16 protein-coding genes and 1 rRNA gene are annotated in these 19,725 nt (G+C 71.5%); 8 read left to right on the plus strand and 9 right to left on the minus strand.

Going from position 1 to position 19,725, the window contains the following annotated elements; all coding sequences use genetic code 11:
* The coding region (locus FNX44_RS10365; RefSeq protein WP_228449797.1) for an Rv3235 family protein at positions 1-389 on the plus strand (389 nt) is incomplete at its 5' end.
* Positions 390-445: 56 nt separating this feature from the next.
* On the opposite strand, the gene secA is transcribed toward FNX44_RS10365, so the two are convergent.
* Positions 446-3,250: a preprotein translocase subunit SecA gene (gene secA, locus FNX44_RS10370; protein WP_143647739.1), complete on the minus strand. Its 2,805-nt coding sequence runs from the start codon at positions 3,248-3,250 to the stop codon at positions 446-448.
* Between the two features lie 201 nt (positions 3,251-3,451).
* Here secA and FNX44_RS10375 point away from each other — a divergent pair, with 201 nt between their 5' ends.
* Both FNX44_RS10375 and FNX44_RS10380 read left to right on the plus strand, forming a co-directional pair.
* Positions 3,452-4,048, plus strand: a complete 597-nt coding sequence (locus tag FNX44_RS10375) for a GNAT family N-acetyltransferase (protein WP_143647740.1) — start codon at positions 3,452-3,454, stop codon at positions 4,046-4,048.
* A 40-nt stretch (positions 4,049-4,088) separates the two neighbouring features.
* Positions 4,089-5,276, plus strand: coding sequence for a winged helix-turn-helix domain-containing protein (locus FNX44_RS10380; RefSeq protein WP_143647741.1), 1,188 nt, complete (start codon positions 4,089-4,091; stop codon positions 5,274-5,276).
* A gap of 23 nt (positions 5,277-5,299) precedes the next feature.
* Here the strand turns inward: FNX44_RS10380 and FNX44_RS10385 are convergent, their stop codons facing one another.
* The 7 genes from FNX44_RS10385 to mtnA all read right to left on the minus strand — a co-directional run bounded on the left by FNX44_RS10385 (position 5,300) and on the right by mtnA (position 13,842).
* Positions 5,300-6,046 (minus strand): response regulator, encoded by a 747-nt coding sequence (locus FNX44_RS10385; protein WP_143647751.1) that lies wholly within the window; start codon positions 6,044-6,046, stop codon positions 5,300-5,302.
* Positions 6,047-6,265: 219 nt separating this feature from the next.
* Positions 6,266-6,961, minus strand: a complete 696-nt coding sequence (gene hpf, locus FNX44_RS10390) for a ribosome hibernation-promoting factor, HPF/YfiA family (RefSeq protein ID WP_323369199.1) — start codon at positions 6,959-6,961, stop codon at positions 6,266-6,268.
* A 349-nt stretch (positions 6,962-7,310) separates the two neighbouring features.
* Positions 7,311-8,201 (minus strand): ComF family protein, encoded by an 891-nt coding sequence (locus FNX44_RS10395; protein WP_143647742.1) that lies wholly within the window; start codon positions 8,199-8,201, stop codon positions 7,311-7,313.
* A 57-nt stretch (positions 8,202-8,258) separates the two neighbouring features.
* The gene (locus tag FNX44_RS10400) at positions 8,259-10,088 is read right to left on the minus strand and encodes an LpqB family beta-propeller domain-containing protein (protein WP_143647743.1); all 1,830 of its coding nucleotides are present in this window, start codon (positions 10,086-10,088) and stop codon (positions 8,259-8,261) included.
* On the minus strand, positions 10,078-12,057 hold the full coding sequence (gene mtrB, locus FNX44_RS10405) for an MtrAB system histidine kinase MtrB (protein ID WP_143647744.1): 1,980 nt from the start codon (positions 12,055-12,057) through the stop codon (positions 10,078-10,080). Before mtrB ends, FNX44_RS10400 begins: the two co-directional genes overlap by 11 nt.
* A 1-nt stretch (position 12,058) precedes the next feature.
* Positions 12,059-12,736, minus strand: a complete 678-nt coding sequence (gene mtrA / locus FNX44_RS10410) for a two-component system response regulator MtrA (RefSeq protein ID WP_143647745.1) — start codon at positions 12,734-12,736, stop codon at positions 12,059-12,061.
* Positions 12,733-13,842: an S-methyl-5-thioribose-1-phosphate isomerase gene (gene mtnA, locus FNX44_RS10415; protein WP_143647746.1), complete on the minus strand. Its 1,110-nt coding sequence runs from the start codon at positions 13,840-13,842 to the stop codon at positions 12,733-12,735. Before mtnA ends, mtrA begins: the two co-directional genes overlap by 4 nt.
* A gap of 111 nt (positions 13,843-13,953) precedes the next feature.
* On the opposite strand from mtnA, the gene FNX44_RS29680 reads away from it, so the two are divergent.
* Genes FNX44_RS29680 through FNX44_RS10440 form a run of 5 tightly spaced genes read left to right on the plus strand, consistent with a single transcriptional unit; the run spans position 13,954 to position 19,501 of the window.
* Positions 13,954-15,177, plus strand: coding sequence for a DUF7847 domain-containing protein (locus FNX44_RS29680; protein WP_143647747.1), 1,224 nt, complete (start codon positions 13,954-13,956; stop codon positions 15,175-15,177).
* Positions 15,178-15,196: 19 nt separating this feature from the next.
* Positions 15,197-15,904: a DUF4129 domain-containing protein gene (locus FNX44_RS10425; RefSeq protein ID WP_323369200.1), complete on the plus strand. Its 708-nt coding sequence runs from the start codon at positions 15,197-15,199 to the stop codon at positions 15,902-15,904.
* Positions 15,901-17,211 (plus strand): DUF4350 domain-containing protein, encoded by a 1,311-nt coding sequence (locus FNX44_RS10430; RefSeq protein ID WP_323369201.1) that lies wholly within the window; start codon positions 15,901-15,903, stop codon positions 17,209-17,211. The genes FNX44_RS10425 and FNX44_RS10430 overlap by 4 nt, the downstream gene beginning before the upstream one ends.
* Complete coding sequence (locus FNX44_RS10435) at positions 17,208-18,173, plus strand: AAA family ATPase (RefSeq protein ID WP_143647748.1); 966 nt, start codon at positions 17,208-17,210, stop codon at positions 18,171-18,173. The genes FNX44_RS10430 and FNX44_RS10435 overlap by 4 nt, the downstream gene beginning before the upstream one ends.
* A gap of 17 nt (positions 18,174-18,190) precedes the next feature.
* Entirely contained in the window at positions 18,191-19,501 is a 1,311-nt protein-coding gene (locus FNX44_RS10440; protein ID WP_143647749.1) for a DUF58 domain-containing protein, read from the plus strand.
* 105 nt (positions 19,502-19,606) lie between these two features.
* Here the strand turns inward: FNX44_RS10440 and rrf are convergent.
* Positions 19,607-19,723 (minus strand): 5S ribosomal RNA (gene rrf, locus FNX44_RS10445).
* Positions 19,724-19,725 lie beyond the last annotated feature (2 nt).

Consider the following 19,725-nt stretch of genomic DNA (forward strand, 5'->3'; position numbering starts at 1 on the left):
GCCGCCGTCCCGCCCCGGCCGCCCTCGTCACCGCCCGACACCAACACCGCGGCCGGTTGCCGCAGCACTGGTTCGCCGAACGCCTCCTGCTGGTGCTCAGCGGCCTGCGACCGGTGCACAGCATGCTCGGCCACACCAGCGCCGCCGCCTACGACCAGCTCGCGCGCCTGGCCCCGCTGGCCCCACTGCGCAGCGCCGCCGGAGTGCCCGGCCCGCTGCTGGAACGGGTCGGCTGCGCGCGCCCGAGCCCGGGCGCGATCGAGGCGTTCGCCAGAGTGTCGGCCGGGCAGCGGTCACGGGCACTGGCGTTCCGCCTGGAGCGGGGAACGGACCTGCGCTGGCGCTGTTGCGCGGTGGAACTGGACGGCGAGCTGGAGGCCGTCGGATAGCGCACGCCCGTGAGAACGCCGCCGGCCGCCCGCTCGTCGAGCGGTGCGGCGCGAGATCACTTCTTGCGGCGACGGCCGCCCTTCTGGGCCTTGCGGCGCTCGGCGCGGGTCATGCCGTCGGAGCCGGCGCGGGCGCCGCCGTCGTTGCTGAAGTCGCCCTCCACGACGCCGCCCTCACCGTCGACGGTGGGCGCCGAGAAGTGCAGCCGGTCCGGGCGCTGCGGCGCGTCCAGACCCTTGGCGCGGATCGCCGGACGGGCCCCGGCCGGCTCCGGCTGCTCCTTGCTCAGCGAGGCCCGCGCCTCCTCGACCGGCACCTCCTCGACCTGCTGCTCCACCTGGACCTCCAGGTTGAACAGGTAGCCGACGGACTCCTCCTTGATGCCCTCCATCATGGCCTGGAACATGTCGAAGCCCTCCCGCTGGTACTCGACCAGCGGGTCCTTCTGGGCCATCGCTCGCAGGCCGATGCCCTCCTGGAGGTAGTCCATCTCGTACAGGTGCTCGCGCCACTTGCGGTCCAGCACCGACAGCACGACGCGGCGCTCCAGCTCCCGCATGACCTCCGGGCCGAGCTGCTTCTCGCGCGTCTCGTACTGGTTGTGGATGTCCTCGCAGACGGCGTCGATGATGAAGTCGGCGGTCAGCCCCTCGCGGTCGCCGACCTCCTCCTCCAGGTCCTCGACGCTGACCGTCACCGGGTAGAGCTGCTTGAACGCGCCCCACAGCCGGTCCAGGTCCCAGTCCTCGGCGAAGCCCTCCACCGTCTCGGCCCGCACGTAGGCCTCGATGGTGTCGTCCATGAAGTGCCGCACCTGCTCCTGGAGGTCCTCGCCCTCCAGGACCCGGCGGCGCTCGCCGTAGATGACCTCGCGCTGCCGGTTGAGCACCTCGTCGTACTTCAGGACGTTCTTGCGGATCTCGAAGTTCTGCTGCTCGACCTGCGACTGCGCGGAGGCGATGGCCCGCGTCACCATCTTGTTCTCGATCGGCACGTCGTCGGGCACGTTGGCCATCGCCATCACACGCTCGACCATCTGCGCCTTGAACAGCCGCATCAGGTCGTCACCGAGCGAGAGGTAGAACCGGGACTCGCCCGGGTCGCCCTGACGGCCGGACCGACCGCGCAGCTGGTTGTCGATACGCCGCGACTCGTGCCGCTCGGTGCCCAGGACGTAGAGCCCTCCGAGGCCCTTGACCTCCTCGAACTCCTCCGCCACGGCCTGCTCGGCCCGTTCCAGGGCGGCCGGCAGCGCCGCCGCCCACTCCTCCAGGTGCTCGTCCGGGTCCAGGCCCTTGGCCCGCAGCTCCGCCTCGGCGATGCTGTCCGGGTTGCCGCCGAGCTTGATGTCCGTACCGCGACCGGCCATGTTCGTGGCGACGGTGACGGCGCCGCGACGGCCGGCCTCCGCGACGATCTGCGCCTCACGCTCGTGGTTCTTGGCGTTCAGCACCTCGTGCTTGACGCCGCGCTCCTTGAGCTGCTTCGACAGGTACTCCGACTTCTCCACCGAGGTGGTGCCGACGAGGATCGGCTGGCCCTGCTTGTGCTTCTCGACGATGTCCTCGACGACCGCCTCGAACTTCGCGACCTCGGTGCGGTAGATCAGGTCCGCCTGGTCCTTGCGGATCATCGGGCGGTGGGTGGGGATGGGCACCACGCCGAGCTTGTAGATCTGGTGGAACTCCGCCGCCTCGGTCATGGCCGTACCGGTCATGCCGGAGAGCGTGTCGTAGAGGCGGAAGAAGTTCTGGAGGGTGATCGTGGCGAGCGTCTGGTTCTCGTCCTTGATCTCCACCCCCTCCTTGGCCTCGATCGCCTGGTGCATGCCCTCGTTGTAGCGGCGGCCGGCGAGGATACGGCCGGTGTGCTCGTCGACGATCATGACCTCGCCGTCGATGACGACGTAGTCCTTGTCCTTCTTGTAGAGCTCCTTGGCCTTGATCGCGTTGTTGAGGTAACCGACCAGGGGGGTGTTCACCGACTCGTAGAGGTTGTCGATGCCCAGCCAGTCCTCGACCTTGGCGACACCGGCCTCGTGGATGCCGACCGTGCGCTTCTTCTCGTCGACGTCGTAGTCGCCGGTCTCCGGCTTCTGCAGACGCGGGTCCGCGGGCTCGCCCTTCTCCAGCCGCTTCACCAGCTTGGCGAAGTCGCCGTACCACTTCGTCGCGGAGTCGGCCGGACCGGAGATGATCAGCGGCGTACGCGCCTCGTCGACGAGGATCGAGTCGACCTCGTCGACGATCGCGAAGTTGTGGCCGCGCTGGACCAGCTCGTCCTTCGACCAGGCCATGTTGTCGCGCAGGTAGTCGAAGCCGAACTCGTTGTTCGTGCCGTAGGTGATGTCGCAGGCGTACTGCGCGCGGCGCTGCGCCGGGTTCATGTTGGCGACGATGCAGCCGACCTCGAGCCCGAGGAACTTGTGGACCCGGCCCATCATCTCCGAGTCGCGCTGGGCCAGGTAGTCGTTGACCGTGATCAGGTGCACGCCCTTGCCGGACAGGCCGTTCAGATAGGCCGGCAGCGTACCGACGAGCGTCTTGCCCTCACCGGTCTTCATCTCTGCCACGTACCCCATGTGCAGCGCGGCGCCACCCATGATCTGCACGTCGTAGTGGCGCTGGCCGAGGACGCGCTTGGCGGCCTCCCGGACCGTGGCGAACGCCTCGGGCAGCAGGTCGTCCAGGCTCTCGCCGTCCTGGTACCGCTCCCGGTACTCGTCGGTGAGGGCCCGCAACTCGGCGTCGGAGAGCTCGACGAAGTCCTCTTCGATCGAATTGACCTGGTCCGCGATGCGGTGCAGCTTGCGCAGGATCTTGCCTTCGCCTGCACGCATGAGCTTGTTGAAGACGGACACTGGGGCTGGTCTCCTTGCCGGTCGGGCCTGGCACGGTCGGTCGGTGGCGCGGGTCCCGCCGCCCTGACGGGGCTCGGCGGCGCTGTCAGGGCTGTCGGGGCGTACCGCACCGGCCATCGTATGCGAGGGGCGGCCGCCCCTGTACCCCCAACGTGCCGGACCCCGCGAAGGTGCCGAACGCGAGTGCGGAAGAATCGGCGCATGGAACCCGTCACCCTCCGTACCGACAGACTGCTGCTGCGCCCGCTCGGCCCCGAGGACGCCAAGGCGCTGCACGCGGCCTGTCAGGATCCGGCCATCCGCCGGTGGACCACCGTGCCCGACCCCTACCTGCCGGAGCACGCCACGTCCTTCGTCGCGGAGGTGGCGCCCGGCGGCTGGCGCGAGAACACCGCGTACAACCTCGGCGTCTTCGACCAGGACGGCACCCTGGTGGGGACCGTGGGACTCGTCACGCTCGCGCTGAACGAGCGGCGCGCCGAGGTGGGCTACTGGACCGCGCCCGAGCAGCGCGGCCGCGGCTACACGGTGGAGGCGGTGCGGGCGCTGGCCCACTGGACGTTCACCGCACTCGGCGTGGAGCGCCTCGAGTGGTACGCGGAGGTCGGCAACGAGGCGTCCAGGGCGGTCGCGCTGAAGGCCGGCTTCACGATGGAGGGTGTGCTCCGCTCACGGCTGGCGCACCGCGGCACCCGCCGGGACGCCTGGGGCGCTGCGCTGCTGCCCGCCGACCTCGGGCTGCCCACGGCGACGCCCTACCTGCCCGCCGGCGGCTCCTCGGACAAGCCCTCGTCCTGAACGGGCGCCGGTTGTCAGTGGTCGCTCCTAGGGTGGCCGCATGACATCAGTGGCCGCCCCCGCACCGCTTCCCACCGTCACGCTGTCGGCCGACGAGGCGCGTCGTCTCGCGCTGCGCGCCCAGGGGCTGCTCGGCGCCCCCGACCGGGCCGCGGGCGTACCCGGAGTGCTGCGCCGGCTGGGCGCCGTCCAGCTCGACACGATCTCCGTACTGGCCAGATCGCACGAGCTGGTGCCGTACGCCCGGCTCGGGGCGGTGCCGCGTGAGCGGGTCGAGGCGGCGTACTGGTCGCGGGGCCGTGCCTTCGAGTACTGGTCGCACGCCGCCTGTGTGCTGCCGATCGAGGAGTGGCCGCTGTTCGCGTTCCGCCGGCGCTCGTACCGCGAGCGCGGCCACCGCTGGCACCGGATAGCCGACATGGAGAGCGCGTGCCGCGTCGTCCGCGACCGGCTCCGCGCCGACGGGCCGCTCACCGCCTCGGAGTTGGGCGGCGCCAAGAACGGCGGCGTGTGGTGGGACTGGTCCGAGACGAAGATCGCGGTCGAGTGGCTGCTGGACACCGGCGAGGTGGTGTGCACCGAGCGCCGGGGTTGGAAGCGGGTCTACGACCTGGCCGAACGCGCCGTCCCCGCCGAGCTGCTGCACGACGAGCTCGACGACGCCGAGTGCGTCCGCCGGCTGGTCGCCCAGGCCGGCGCCGCGCTCGGTGTCGCGACCCGCGCCGACCTCGCCGACTACCACCGGCTCAAGGCCGCCCGGGTGGACGCCGTCCTGCCCGACACGGGCCTGGTGCCGGTGGCGGTCGAGGGCTGGGCGAAGCCGGCGTGGGCCGATCCGGCGGCCCTGGAGTCCACGCCCAGGGGCCGCCACCGCACGACGCTGCTCTCCTCCTTCGACTCGCTGATCTGGGACCGGCCGCGCACCGAGCGGATGTTCGGCTTCACCCACCGATTGGAGGCTTACGTGCCGAAGCCGAAGCGGGTACACGGCTACTTCGCCATGCCGCTGCTGGCCGGGGGACGGCTCGTGGGCCGAGTGGACCCGGGCCGGGAGGGGGCGACGCTGGTGGCGCGCCAGGTCTCGATGGACGGCCGGGCCGCCGTCGAACCGATGGCGCGCGCCCTGTGGGAGGCGGCGTCGTGGGTGGGCTGCTCCGACGTCCGCGTGGAGCGGTGCGACGACGTCGAGCTGCGGCGACTGCTGGAGGGTGCCCTGCGCGACGGCTGATGATCGGCGGGCGGATCAGGGGATCAGCGGATCTCCAGGATCTTCTCCCGCATCGCGTAGACCACGGCCTCCATCCGGGAGTGCAGCTGCAGCTTCTCCAGGATGTTCCGGACGTGGTTCTTCACCGTGTTCTCGCTGATGTACAGCTCCTTGGCGATGTCCCGGTTGTTCATGCCCGTCGCCACCAGCTTGAGCACCTCCAACTCCCGGTCGGTGAGCCGGGGAGCGGGCACCAGCTTGGTCTCGTCGGTGCGCTGGATCATCGACTTGAACTCGGTCAGCAGCTTGGCCGCCATCGAGGGGCTGATCTGCGACTGGCCGTCGGCCACCGCGCGGATCGCGGTCGACACCTCGTCGGTGGAGATCTCCTTCAGCAGGTAGCCGGTGGCACCCGCCTTGATGGCCTCGTAGAGGTCGGCCTCCTCGTCGCTGATCGTCAGCATGATGATCCGCGCGCTGGGGGCCACCTCCTTGATGGCCGTGCAGGCCTCGATGCCGCCGCGCCGGGGCATCCGCACGTCCATCAGGACGATGTCCGGCAGCAGGTCGGCGGCCTTCTCCACGGCCTCGGCGCCGTCCCCGGCCTCCCCGACGACCTGGATGTCCTCCTCCTGGGCGAGGACGATCTCCAGCCCACGGCGGAACAGCGCGTGGTCGTCGACGACAAGCACCCGGATCGGTTCGTCCTGCCGCTCCTCGTCGCGGTCCCCCGCACGGTCGACGCAGCCCTGGTACGCGTCGGGCATCGTCGGCCCGAAGCCGTCCGCCATCCGTTCCTCCCCCTGCACAGCCAGCCACTTCGTGGACGTCATCGGCGTCAGCGCCAACCGGGCTGATCAGGAGGCCGGTTGGTCATGGCGCCCATGCTATAGGCGGTACGGGCCGGAAGGGGCGGGGCAAGGGCGCACGCCCGTCTCCCGCACGGCGCGGCGGAGTTCACCGCGCGCCCCGCCCCGGCCGGTCGCCGGGGACGGGGCGCGCGTGGGCGCTCAGCTTCCGAGTGCGCCTCCCGCGCCGTGCGGGGGCTCCTCGACAAACGGGTCGGGCTCCAGGTGGATCACGCCGTAGTCATAGGCGTGCCGCCGGTAGACGACGCTCGGTTGCTTGGTGTCGGAGTCGACGAACAGATAGAAGTCGTGCCCCACCAGCTCCATTTCGTACAGAGCCTGGTCGAGCGACATGGGTGCCGCCTTGTGGGTCTTCTCGCGGCAGACGAGCGGGCCCTCGCCCTGCACGTCCAGCGGTCCCACCTTCTTCACCGCGGGCGCCTCCGGCTCCTCGTCGGCCGGGGCACCCAGCTTCCCGTTCCCGTTGAGGACCGCGGCGCCGGGCACGGTGTCGGCGACCTCGCTCGCCGGGATGCGGCCGCTGCCGCGGCGAGAGGTGCGCTTGTCGTGACGGCGGCGTAGACGGGACTCCAGCTTCTCGGTGGCCAGGTCCAGGGCGGCGTACGGGTCGGTCGCCGCGGCTTCTGCCCTGATGACCGGCCCCCGGTGGCGGAGTGTGATCTCCACTCGGTCAGAACGGTCTGCCTGCCTGGGGTTGTGCTCCTTGGAGACCTCGACGTCCAGACGGATCACCTTGGCGTCGAACTTCTGGATCTTCTCCAGCTTCAGCTTCTCGGCCACGTGCTTGCGGAACCGCTCCGGAACCTCTGTCTTACGGCCCTTGACGACGATGTCCACGCAGAACTCCGTTCCCGGAGCACTCCGGCGCCATGCGGAGTGCGTCCTCTGTGCACTGATGCCGAACCACCCGGTGTTCACCCGGGCTTCCGTTCGGCGCTACGTCGGGTTGCGACTTCCACCTCCTTCTCCCCCACTGGGAAGATCGCCACTCACTCGAACAGAGGGCGGCTAGCAGAGTCGGCCAGACGCGACAAAAACGCGCATGCTCCGCTCGTAGGAACAACAGTGCTGTTCCTCATAACCCGAACGTACCCCGACTGGGGGAGGCTCGGCACCCCCTACCGGCGCGTACGTCGTCGAGTGTCACTCTTCCACCCCCTCTCCACCTGCAACGATCGGCCCGCGGTCAGGGTTCCGGCGGTTGCCGGCGACCTCCCGTCCGACGGCCGTCCGGGCGACGCCGAGGGCGCGGAGACCGCCCAGTGAGGGCGCACACCGTTCGCCCCGTGCGCCCCTGTGCACCCAGGCGCGCCACCCGGCGCGGGCGTACGCCGTTCGGAGGTGTCCGGCGGGCGCGACGCGGGGTTGACCGGGCTCTCGCGGATGTCCGGGCTGCCGGGACCACCGTCGCCGAACCGGCCGCGACCACCGCCGCGCCCGCCACCTCGGCGCCGCCCGCGCGCAGCGCGCGGGCCGCCTCGGCCAGTGAGGCGCCACTGGTCATCAGATCGTCCACCAGCACCACAGGACGCCCCCGCAACAGCCGTTCACCGGTCGGCCGGATGCCCAGGGCACCCGCGACGTTCCGCAGCCTCTCGTGGCCGCTCAGCCCGCCCTGGTCGACGATCCGACGCACCTGTACCAGCGCGGGTACAGCCGTCGCGGGCACGCCGCGACGGCGCAGCTCGACCGCCGCCGCCCTGGCCAGCCGCAGCGTCGGATCGTGCCCCCGTGCCGCCACCGCCCGCCGCGCCGAGGGAACCGGAACCAGCACCGGCCCCGCGCCGCCCACCCGTGCCCGCGGCACACAGTCGGCCAGCAAGGCGCCCAGCCGCGGCGCCAGCCGCAACGCGCCGCGCTCCTTGTGCGCGAGCAGCACCGACCTGGCGACGTCCGCGTACTCGGCCGCCGCGTACACCGTAGGCAGACCCGGCGGGCACGGCTCGGGAACCACCCGCACCGGTCCACCGCCGCGCAACCGCTCCGCGCACACCGCGCACAGCAGCGAACGCGCCGCCCCGCACCCCGCGCACTCGGGCGGCACCACAAGATCCACCCAGTCCCGCCACCACCGCATCGTCGACTCCACCCCGCCTCGGCTCGCGGCCCGCGCCCGCCGCCGGCCCCGGTGCGGTCAGCCCGGGTAGACGGGCGCGGAGCCCTTGTCGGTCACCGCCTGCCAGCTGCCGTCCCTGCGCGGCAGCCGGACTATGCCCTCCTGCGAGTCGGCGAGCAGTGGCTTCTCCTCGTCCTCCGAGGCTGCTATGCCCTTGACGTTGTTCACCCCGGGCAGGGTCGGCGGATTGCCCGCCGAGCCGTCCGTGGAGACGACCCGCAGCTGCTGGACCCCGCCCGGCTCCTTGCCGACGAGCACCAGGCGGCTGCCGCCGGCCCACGACACGGCCGTGACGTCCTCCAGCCGAGGTGCCGCCGACCGCAGCGCCGTCACCCTGACCACCGGCTCACCGCCTCTGGTGTCGCCGCGCTCGATGCGGCCGAGCTTCAGCATCGTGCGATCGTCCTCCCGCAGCAGCAGCGCGACGCGTATGCCGTCGGCGGCGACCCGGAGCGACTCGACGCGCGCCGAACCGATGCCCGGCGCCTCCACCGTCTCCGGCTCGCCCTGGCCGCGCTTGAAGCGGAGCAGCCGAGGCCGCTCGGGGTCGCGGTCGGCGATCCACAGATCACCGAGGCCGTCCCAGCTGGGCGCGGTGAGGCGGTCCTCCGGGCGCTTGCCGGCGCTGGTGAGCGCCGGCTCGCCGTACTGTGCGTCGGAGGACAGCGGGGCCACGTACAGGGCCCTGCCGTCGGCCAGTACCCCGGCGCCCATGCTCTCGTCACGGCTGACCGCCACCCCGCTCAGCGTCACGTGCCCGCTGCCGAACGGGCCGTCGACCGGGCGACCCGGGCCCTCGTCGTCACCGGTGGCGATCAGCCGGCTGGCGTCGTCGAGGTAGTACTGCCGGGCGGCGGGCCCGTTGAGCAGGCCCGGCGCGAAGGCCTGGGCCTCCTCCCGGCTCGTCTCGCACAGCTGACCCTCGCCGTCCCGCAGCGTGACCCGCTGCACCCGGGCCGAGGACTGCTGGTCCACCGTGTGCAGCAGCTGGGCCGCCATCCTCGTGCAGCGCTGCGCGCCGACGGCTATCCGGTTCCCTCGGCCGGACGGACGCAGCTCGACCTCCAGACCCCCCGACTCGTCCAGGCTCAGCTGCTGGCCCGGCTCCAGCCGCAGCCCCTCGGGGAACGCGGAGGTGACGACCGGTTTCAGCCAGTCCGCCGGTCCCTTGAGCAGCGTGGCCACCGTCTCGGTCATCGGCTCGATCCGCCGCCGCAGGTACACCGGCTCGGCCACCAGGACGTTGCGTCCGAACCGCACCGCTCCCGACTCGGTGCCCAGATCGGCGAAGTAGTAGGTGTTGACCGAGCGGTAGATCCGCTCGAAGTCCGGCTCCCCCATCACCAGGCCGTCGGGGAGCTTGTCGATCCGCCACTCGCCCTTGACCTGCGTCAGATGCAGCCGGTCGAGGTAGCGGCCCTCACTCGGGGTGTAGGCGTTCTTCTCGTCCACCTCGGCGACCCGGGTGCCGGTGACCTCCACGGTGTAGCCCTGGCCGTCGCTGTCCGCTCGGACGCCGTCGGGAGCCACCTCCGGGCCGCCGGCGACGATCGTCGTGCGGGCGAACGGCTTCCAGCGGGCCGCCTCCTCCGCGGTGAGGTACTTGCGGGCGGTGTCGAAGTCGGCCTCCTCACTGGTGGTCGCCTCGAGGAAGCCCCGCACTATCTGCCGGGGCAGCTCGCCCTTCCGGGGGCTGACCCCGAAGACCCGCACCTGGGAGTCGGCCTCTGACCGCTGCGGCGCGTCGATCTGCTTGACTCCGCCGTCCGAGGGCATGGACGCGCAACCGGCCAGCAGCAGCCCGCAGGCGGTCAGCACCGCGACCGCACGGCGTCGCTCAGCTCGCATCGTCGTTCCCCTCCTCCGCGCCGCCGGCCTTACCGCGCGGGCTGTCGTCCGGCCTCGGGCTCCGCGCGGACGCGTCCGCCGCCCGCTCACCGGATCCCTCGCCTGTCGGATGCCCTGCGGTCGGGTGCCCTGCCGTCGGGTCGCCCCCGCTGCCCTGCCTCGGGGCTTCGGCCCGACCGCGGTTGCGTCGGGAGTCCGCCGGTTCCAGCGGCAGCGGAGAACCCCGCAGTGTGTCCCCGGCCGTGCGCGGCAGTGTCAGCAGAAACTGCGAGCCACCGCCCGGCTCGCCCCACGCCTGGAGCCAGCCGCCGTGCAGCCGGGCGTCCTCCAGGGCGATCGACAGACCGAGCCCGGTGCCACCGGTGGTCCGCGCCCGCGCAGGGTCAGCCCGCCAGAAGCGGTTGAACACCCGCTGGGCCTCCCCCGGCTTCAGCCCCACGCCGTAGTCCCGCACAGCGACCGCGACCGCGCCCTCACCGCTGGCCAACCGGACCACCACCTTGTGCCCCTCGCCGTGCTCCACGGCGTTCACCACCAGGTTGCGCAGGACGCGCTCCACCCGCCTGGCGTCGGCCTCGACCATCACCGGCTGCTCGTCGCCGAGCACCACCAGCGGCGATCCCTTGGCGTCGGCGAGCGGTTGCGCCCCCTCGACCACCCGGGTCACGACCTCGCGCAGGTCGGTCGGGTCCGCCTCCAGCGCCGCCGCGCCCGCGTCGAAGCGGCTGATCTCCAGCAGTTCGGCCAGCAGCGACTCGAACCGGTCGAGCTGTCCGAGCAGCAGTTCGGCCGAGCGCGCGGTCACCGGGTCGAACTCGTCCCTGGCCTCGTGGATCACGTCCGCCGCCATGCGCACGGTCGTCAGCGGCGTCCGCAGCTCGTGCGAGACGTCCGACACGAACCGACGCTGCATCCTGGACAGCTCCTCCAGCTGGCCGATCTTGAGCTGGAGGTTCTTCGCCATCTTGTTGAACGCCTCGCCCAGTCGTGCGATGTCGTCCTCGCCGCTGACCTTCATCCGCTCCTGCAGCCTGCCGGCGGCCAACCGCTCGGAGATGCCGGCCGCCATCCGCACCGGCGTGACCACCTGGCGCACCACCAGCCAGGCGATGGCGCCCAGCAGCGCCACCAGGAAGACACCGGCCGTGGCCAGCGTGCCCTTCACCAGGGCGAGCGACTTCTCCTCCTGGGTGAACGGGAACAGGTAGTACAGCTGGTAGGGGTTGCCGTTGGCGTCGGCCAGCCGCCTGCCGATGATCAGCGCCGGCTGGGAGCTCTCGTTGGCGCGGACGATCCTGGCGTACTGCTGATGGGTGCGCGGGTCCTCGTCGAGCGCGGCGCGCAGCTCCGCCGACACGCTCTCCTCCGGACGGACGTCGCCGGAGGCCCGGGGACCGCGGGTGTTGGTGTTCTCGTCGCCGACAAACGGCGTGGCGTTGGTGTCGGAGCTGAGCGCCACCACCGAGTAGACGCCCTGACCACCGCTGGCCAGCTGCTGCACCAGCTGGGTGAGCCAGGCCCCGGAGTTCTGCACCGCGCGGCTGCTGCTGTCGCCGCGACCGCCGTCGGCCGCGCTGTCGGCCATCTCCGTCGCCACGGCGAAGCCGCCGGCCGCCTGGCTCTGCGCGGCCTGCTGCTTGGCGTCGAGCAGGCCGTTGCGGACCTGGCCGATCACCACCAGACCGAGAAGCAGCACCACCGCGATCGACATGAGCAGCGTCGCCGCGACCACCCGGAGCTGGATGTTCCGCCGCCACAGCCGCATCAGCTGGAGCAGCGGCCGCCGGACCAGCCGCACGAACATGCGCACCATCGGATGCGCACGGCTACCGGTGGCCCCCTCGGGGAGCAGCCCGTCCCTCAGGAGCCGGGTGCCGCGCACGCGCGCACCGAGCGCCGCCGCGGCCAGCCGTCCGCCGGCCGCAGGCTCCGCCTTCGCGCCCGGCGGTACGGAACCAGGGCCGGTCATGTCAGTTCGGTCCGGCCTTGTACCCCACGCCGCGAACCGTGACCACGATCTCGGGGCGCTCCGGGTCCTTCTCCACCTTGGAGCGCAGACGCTGGACGTGCACGTTGACCAGTCGGGTGTCGGCGGCGTGTCGGTAGCCCCACACCTGTTCGAGCAGCACCTCGCGGGTGAAGACCTGCCAGGGCTTGCGGGCGAGCGCGACCAGCAGGTCGAACTCCAGCGGCGTCAGCGCGATGGACTGCCCGTCCCGCTTGACCGAGTGGCCGGCCACGTCGATGACCAGGTCACCGATGGTCAGCTGCTCGGGAGCGGGCTCCTCCGACCGCCGCAGCCGCGCCCGGATCCGGGCGACCAGCTCCTTCGGCTTGAACGGCTTGACGATGTAGTCGTCGGCCCCGGACTCCAGGCCCACGACGACGTCGACGGTGTCGCTCTTGGCGGTCAGCATGACCACCGGCACGCCGGACTCCGCCCGGATGAGGCGGCACACCTCGATGCCGTCACGCCCGGGCAGCATCAGGTCGAGCAGCACCAGGTCCGGCTTGACCTCACGGAACGCGGCAAGCGCCTTGTCACCGTCCGAGACGAACGACGGTTCGAAGCCTTCGCCGCGCAGCACGATGCCGAGCATCTCCGCCAGAGCGGTGTCGTCATCGACGACAAGAACGCGTCCCTTCATGAGTTCATCATCCCATTGCCCAATCGTGACGTTCTCCCCGGCGGAGAACAGAGGTCGGCAAGATCGTCTCCGGTCACCGGGGAGACCACGCCTGCCTCCGTGACGATAGCCGTCACCAGCTCCGGAGGCGTGACGTCAAACGCGGGGTTGTAGGCCCGAGCGCCCAGCGGCGCGACCGGCGTCCCGGGGACCGGCTCGGTGACCTCGTGCCCGGAACGTTGCTCAACCTCTATCAGCGAACCCGTGTCCGTGGCCAGATCGACCGTACTCGTCGGCGCGACGACGACAAACGGAACGTGGTGGTAGCGGGCCAGCACCGCCAGCGGGTAGGTGCCGATCTTGTTCGCCACCGATCCGTCGGCCGCTATCCGGTCGGCGCCTGTCAGCACGGCGTCCACCTCCCCCGCCGCGAAGAGCGAGCCCGCCGCGTTGTCGGGCAACACGCTGTAGGGCACGCCCTCCCGCGCCGCCTCGTACGCCGTCAGCCGGGAGCCCTGGAACAGCGGCCGGGTCTCGTCCACCCACAGGGTTCGCACCTCCCCCGCGCGGTGCAGCCGCCACACCACGGCCAGCGCCGTGCCCTCCCCGCCGGAGACGAGCCTGCCGGTGTTGCAGTGGGTGAGGATCCGCAACCCGCCGCCGGGCACCAGCTCGCGCAACAGATCCGCGCCCGACTCCGCCAGACGCTCGGCCGCCTCGGCGTCCTCCCGGTGGACGGCCCGCGCCTCGCCGAGCGCCGCCCGTGCGGCGGCCTCCGGCGTGCCGCCGGCGTCCAGGATCCTCCGATGGCACGCCAGCACCCGCTGAACGCCCCACGCCAGGTTGACCGCCGTCGGCCGCGCCGCGGCCAGCTGCCTCGCCGACTCCTCCACGTCGAAGCCGCGGGCCGCGGCCAACGCCACCCCGTAGCCGCCCGCGACGCCCAGCAGCGGCGCGCCGCGCACCCGCAGAGCGCGTATCGCGTCCACCAGAGCGGGCACATCGGTACAGAAGAACTCGACCTCCTCCCGTGGCAGCCGGGTCTGGTCCAGGAGCACCACAACCGGACCCTCTGGCAACTCCACCCAGCGGAGGCTGGGGACGGGACTCGCATCCTGATCAGACATCGCCCCAGTCTGCCCGCTGCGACGCACGTTCGGGCGGGCCGGAACACATCCCGTCGGCCCCCGTGGGAACATGACAGCCAACCAGTGCCGCATCGTCCGAGGTGAGCAGCAGTGAACGAGTCTCCGGGCTGGACCTCGCCCGGGTCGTCCCCGTCCGAGCCGACCGGTCCCTCCAAGGACAGCAACAAGCAGCAGCCCACCGGCTGGTCGGCCCAGCAGCCCCCGGCCGGACAGCCGACCTCCTGGCCCCAGCCCGGTGGCTGGAGCGCCCCCGGCCAACCCTCCGGCCCCCCCGGCGGCCAGTGGGGACCGGCCTCGCATCACGCACCGGCCGCGAAGCCCGGCGTGATCCCGCTTCGCCCGCTCAGCGTGGGCGAGATCCTCGACGGCGCGGTTTCCACGATGCGCGCACACTGGCGACCGGTACTGGGCATCGCCCTCGGCATCGCGATCCTGGCCGAGATCATCGCGACGGGCTCGCGAGCACTGTGGTTCCGGACCAACGAGGCGCTGGCCGAGGTCAACCGCAATCCCGACGTCGAACCGAGCGTTCTGCTCGAAGCCTACGAACGCGAGCTGCAGAGCCAGATCATCCCCACCATCGCCGCCTCGCTGGCCGTGGTGGTGGCCACCGCGATACTGACCATGATCGTCTCCCGTGCGGTCCTCGGCCGCTCGGTGACGCTGGGCCAGGCCTGGCAGGACGCCCGCCCGCTCGTCCTGCGACTGCTCGGCCTGTCGCTGCTGGTCAACCTGATCGTCGTCGGCGTGATCGTTGTCTGCATGGGCCCCGGGCTGCTGCTGCTCGCCACGGGCGGCGGCGCGGGCGCCGCATCGCTCACCATGCTCGGCTTCTTCGGCGGCGTCGTCCTGGCGATCTGGCTGTGGATCCGCCTCTGCCTCGCGGCGCCGGCCCTCATGCTCGAGAAGCAGGGAGTGGTCCTCGCACTGCGCCGGTCGGCGAAGCTGGTCACCGGCGCCTGGTGGCGCACCTTCGGCATCCAGCTGCTGGCCCTGCTCTTTGTCATGATCCTCAGCCTGATGATCACCATTCCGGCCATAGGCGTCGCCGCCCTCCTCGGTGACGGCGACGTCCTGGAAAGCCTCTCCGGGGGCACGGCCGAGTTCTCCTGGTCGACCGCGCTTGTCATGGCCGTCGCCTCGATCATCACCTACACCCTCGCGCTGCCCTTCACCGCCGGTGTCACGGCGCTGCTGTACATCGACCGCCGCATCCGCCGCGAAGCACTCGACCTCGAGCTGGCCAGGGCGGCCGGTGTACCCGGTTACAGCCCGGACGAGCAGCCGCCGAACGACCCGCCCACGAACCGCTAGTCCGGACACGGTGAACGGGGTGACGTACCGCGCGGCGCTCTTCCGCCACAACGCCACACCGGCCCTGCCCGGCCCGCAGGACGACGAGGTGCCCGTCGAACTCGGGCGCCGGGCCGCCCGGGAGGCCGCCGAACGCGAGCTGTCCGGACCCGAGTACCGCGAGCACGAACCCGGCCTGCTGCGGCGGGCCTTGGGTTGGCTGGTCGACCAGCTCGAACGACTGCTGTCCGCCGGCGCGGACGTCACTCCCGCCGGCTGGGTCGGCGTGGCCGCCGTACTGCTGCTGGCGGTCGCCCTGATCATCGCCGTCCGCCTCCGCCTCGGCCGCCTGCGCCACCCGACCGGCGACCGGTCGGCCTCCCTCTTCGCCGACTCCGTCACCACCGCCGCCCAACACCGCGCCGCCGCAGAACGGCTGGCCGCGGAGCACCGCTGGAGCGAGGCCGTCCAGGAGCGGACCCGCGCCCTGGTGCGCTCCCTGGAAGAACGGACCCTGCTGACACACCGACCAGGCCGCACAGCGGACGAGGCGGCCGCCGAGGCCGGCGACGCGCTCCCCGCGTACCGCGACGAACTCCGGCTCACCGCGCGAAGCTTCGACGAGGTCACATACGCCCACCGGGCGGCGGACGTCGCCGCGTACCGCAGGATCCGCGACCTCGACGAGGCGGTCGCCCGCACCAGCCTGCGACCCACGCCGACCGGCCGACCGGGAGCCGAACCGTGACGCCCCCATCCGCCGAGAGCACCCCCACCACCGGGACCGTCCCGTCGACCGGGACCGGGACCGGCACCGCCGCCGTCCAGCAGCCACCGGTAGGCCGCCCGCTGGGACCGACCCTGGGCCAGCGGCTGCGCCGTGCCCGGGGCTTGGTGATCGGCGTGCTGATCCTCTTCCTGGCCGCTACGGCGCTCGCGCTCCTTCGCTCCGGAGAGCAACGCGGCCTGCTCGACCCCCGGTCCGCCGAACCGCGCGGCAGTCGCGCCACCGCCGAACTCCTCAAGGAGCGGGGCGTCGAAGTCACCGTGGCAACGACCACGGAGGAGACAAGCGCGGCCGCCGGCCCGGACACCACGATCCTCGTCACCCGCCCCGATCTGCTCGGCCCGGGACAGCAGGCGACGCTGCGCTCCGCCACCTCGGGCAGCGGCGGACGGCTCGTGCTGCTCGGCGCCGGCCAGGACGCCACCCGCACTCTCGCGCCAGGCGTCCGCCCTGCCGCCAAGGCAGCCGTCGAAGCTCGCGAGCCACGCTGCAGCGCCGACTTCGCCCGGCGAGCGGGCCGGGCGGAGCTCGGCGGCAACAGCTACGCCGTCTCCGCCGACCGAGCCCAGGTCTGCTACCCGCACGACGGGCTGCCGACCCTCGTCCTCCTGCCGGACCGCACGGGCACCGGCGACACCGTCCTGCTCGGTGCGCCCGACCCCCTCCACAACAACCGCCTCGCAGAAGAAGGCAACGCCTCGCTTGTTCTGCAACTGCTCGGATCCCGCGACCATCTTGTCTGGTACCTCCCTTCTCCGGCCGACCCCGCCGCGGATCGCGACGACGAGAAGACCGTCCTCGACCTGCTGCCGGCCGGCTGGCTTTACGGCGCCCTCCAACTGGCGCTCGCGGTGGTGTTGGCCGCCCTCTGGCGGGCCCGCCGGCTGGGACCCCTGGTCCACGAGGATCTGCCCGTAGCGGTCCACGCTTCGGAGACCACCGAGGGACGTGCCCGGCTCTACCACCAGACCCACTCCCGCGACCGCGCCGCCGAGTCACTGCGCCACGCCGCCCGAGCACGCCTGGCCACCCTGCTGGGTGTGAGCCCGAGGGGCGCTCACACTCCCGAACTGCTGCTCCCCGCGCTCGACACGCGCCTGCGCGCCAACGGCGACGTGCTCGACGCCCTTCCACTGCTGTTCGGTCGCCCTCCCGTCGACGACGCCGCACTCGTCCGCCTCGCCGATGCCCTCGACGACCTGGTAAGCCGCACCAGCCCTAGCCAGCCCGTAGCCCCCGCCCGCGTAGACAAGGACGGACCCTCGTGACCGCCATCGCCTCGGACAGCCCCCGCGCCGTGCTCGAAGCGCTCCGCACGGAGATCAAGAAGGCCGTGGTAGGCCAGGACGCCGCGGTCACCGGCCTGGTCGTCGCCCTCCTGTGCCGAGGACACGTCCTCCTGGAAGGTGTGCCCGGCGTCGCGAAGACCCTCCTGGTCCGCACTCTCGCCGCAGCTCTCCATCTGGACACCAAGCGCGTCCAGTTCACCCCCGATCTCATGCCCAGCGACGTCACCGGCTCGCTTGTCTACGACGCCCGAAGCGCCGAGTTCTCCTTCCAGCCCGGCCCTGTCTTCACCAACCTCCTTCTCGCTGACGAGATCAACCGGACTCCGCCCAAGACCCAGGCCTCCCTGCTGGAGGCGATGGAGGAGCGGCAGGTCTCCGTCGACGGTCTTCCCCGCGACCTTCCCGAGCCCTTCCTCGTCGCTGCCACGCAGAACCCGATCGAGTACGAGGGCACATACCCCCTTCCCGAAGCCCAACTCGACCGCTTCCTGCTCAAACTGACGCTGCCTCTGCCCTCCCGCGAGGACGAGATCGGCATGCTCAACCGTCACGCAGAGGGATTCAGCCCTCGTGATCTGGCGGCGGCCGGCGTACGCCCGGTCGCCGGACCGGCTGAACTCGACGCCGCTCGCGCGGAGGTTGCCGCAACCTCCGTCACCGCCGAAGTCACCGGCTACGTAGTCGATCTGTGCCGAGCGACGCGAGACTCGCCCTCCACGGCCCTCGGGGTCTCTCCACGCGGGGCAACCGCCCTCCTCTCCACCGCCCGCGCCTGGGCCTGGCTCAGCGGCCGGGACTACGTGACGCCGGACGACGTCAAAGCCCTGGCGCTGCCCACCCTCCGCCACCGCATCCAGCTCAGGCCTGAAGCTCAGATGGAAGGCGTGACCACCGACAGCGTGATCCAGCAGATCCTGGCCAACGTCCCCGTACCGCGCTGACTCTGAGGGGCGTTCTGATGGCGATTACCGGACGTGCGGCGCTGCTCGCGGCCGCTGCCGCTCTCCTTGTCGGCCTGCTGGTCCCGAGCTGGAGCGGTGTACTGGCCGTCCAGTTCGTCCTGCTGTTCGCAATTCTGTACGACCTGGCGCGCGCCGCGCCAGTGCGTCCGCTGGTCTTCACCCGTTCAGCCGACACAATCGTCCGCCTTGGTGAGTCGACATCGGCCGAACTGTCCATCACCAACCCATCCCTTCGGCCACTGAGGGCGCTGGTACGCGATGCCTGGCCCCCGAGTACCCACGCACGGATGCACGGCAGCCCCTCCGCGACACAGCACCTCACCGTGCCGGCCGGCGAACGGCGACGTCTCACCACGATGCTGACGCCGAGCCGACGCGGAGACCATCACGCCGACCGGGTTACCGTGCGCTCCTACGGCCCTCTCGGCCTCGCCGCCCGCCAGGCCAGCCACGCCGTGCCATGGACGGTCCGGGTCCTTCCTGCCTTTCCCAGCCGCAAGCACCTGCCGGGCAAGCTGGCCCGACTGCGGGAACTCGACGGTCGGACAAGCATGCTGACGCGCGGTGAGGGCACGGAGTTCGACAGTCTTCGCGAGTACGTTCCCGGCGACGACACCAGATCGATCGACTGGCGTGCCTCCGCACGACAGTCCCTCATCGCCGTCCGTACCTGGCGTCCCGAACGCGACCGGCGCATCCAGCTGGTCCTGGACACCGGCCGCACCGCGGCCGGGCGGGTGGGGGACGTACCGCGCCTGGACGTGTACATGGACGCCGCACTGCTGCTGAGTGCCGTCGCCCTGCGCGCAGGTGACCGCGTCGACCTCGTGGCCTACGACAGGCGGACCCGTGCCACCGTCCAGGGACGGTCGGGGCCGGCGGCACTGTCGGACATCGTCGCCGCGCTCGCGCCCGTGGAAGCGCAGCTCGTCGAATCGGACCCGCGCGGCCTGGTCGCCGCAGCGCTTGCCGGCTCCCGCCGCCGCTCGCTTGTCGTCATCTTCACCGGGCTGGACGCGGCGCCCGTGGAAGAGGGACTACTGCCTCTGATTCCTCAGCTCACCAGTCGTCACACGGTCCTCGTCGCCGCGGTCGCCGACCCACGAATCGAAGAGATGGCAAGCGGCCGCGGCACGGCGGAGGCCGTCTACGGCGCGGCGGCCGCCGAACAGACCCGCCAGGAACGCCGACGGGTTGCCGAACAGCTCCAACGCCACGGAGCCGTGGTGGTCGACGCAGCGCCGGACCACCTGGCAGCTCGACTGACCGACACCTACCTCTCGCTGAAGGCAGCCGGACAGCTCTGAGAGGAGGTGGAACGGGGATCGGGAGGAAGGTGGCCCCAGAAGCCCCGAAACGCAGAAAAGGGCTGCACCGGTTGAACAACCAGTACAGCCCTTTTCGCAATATTTGTTCGGCGGCGTCCTACTCTCCCACACGCTCCCGCATGCAGTACCATCGGCGCTGACAGGCTTAGCTTCCGGGTTCGGAATGTAACCGGGCGTTACCCCATCGCTATGACCACCGAAAC

Origin of the sequence: Streptomyces alkaliterrae, from assembly GCF_007097205.2 — a bacterium.
In the GTDB taxonomy this organism is placed as follows: Bacteria; Actinomycetota; Actinomycetes; order Streptomycetales; family Streptomycetaceae; genus Streptomyces; species Streptomyces alkaliterrae.

Bases quoted from the DNA above. Each gene is read 5' to 3' on its own strand.
- FNX44_RS10375 (WP_143647740.1), top strand. From the start codon at position 3,452: ATGGAACCCGTCACCCTCCGTACCGACAGACTGCTGCTGCGCCCGCTC.
- FNX44_RS10440 (WP_143647749.1), top strand. From the start codon at position 18,191: ATGGCGATTACCGGACGTGCGGCGCTGCTCGCGGCCGCTGCCGCTCTC.
- FNX44_RS10380 (WP_143647741.1), top strand. From the start codon at position 4,089: ATGACATCAGTGGCCGCCCCCGCACCGCTTCCCACCGTCACGCTGTCG.
- mtnA (WP_143647746.1), bottom strand. From the start codon at position 13,842: ATGTCTGATCAGGATGCGAGTCCCGTCCCCAGCCTCCGCTGGGTGGAG.
- FNX44_RS10400 (WP_143647743.1), bottom strand. From the start codon at position 10,088: ATGCGAGCTGAGCGACGCCGTGCGGTCGCGGTGCTGACCGCCTGCGGG.
- FNX44_RS10395 (WP_143647742.1), bottom strand. From the start codon at position 8,201: ATGCGGTGGTGGCGGGACTGGGTGGATCTTGTGGTGCCGCCCGAGTGC.
- mtrA (WP_143647745.1), bottom strand. From the start codon at position 12,736: ATGAAGGGACGCGTTCTTGTCGTCGATGACGACACCGCTCTGGCGGAG.
- FNX44_RS10385 (WP_143647751.1), bottom strand. From the start codon at position 6,046: ATGGCGGACGGCTTCGGGCCGACGATGCCCGACGCGTACCAGGGCTGC.
- mtrB (WP_143647744.1), bottom strand. From the start codon at position 12,057: ATGACCGGCCCTGGTTCCGTACCGCCGGGCGCGAAGGCGGAGCCTGCG.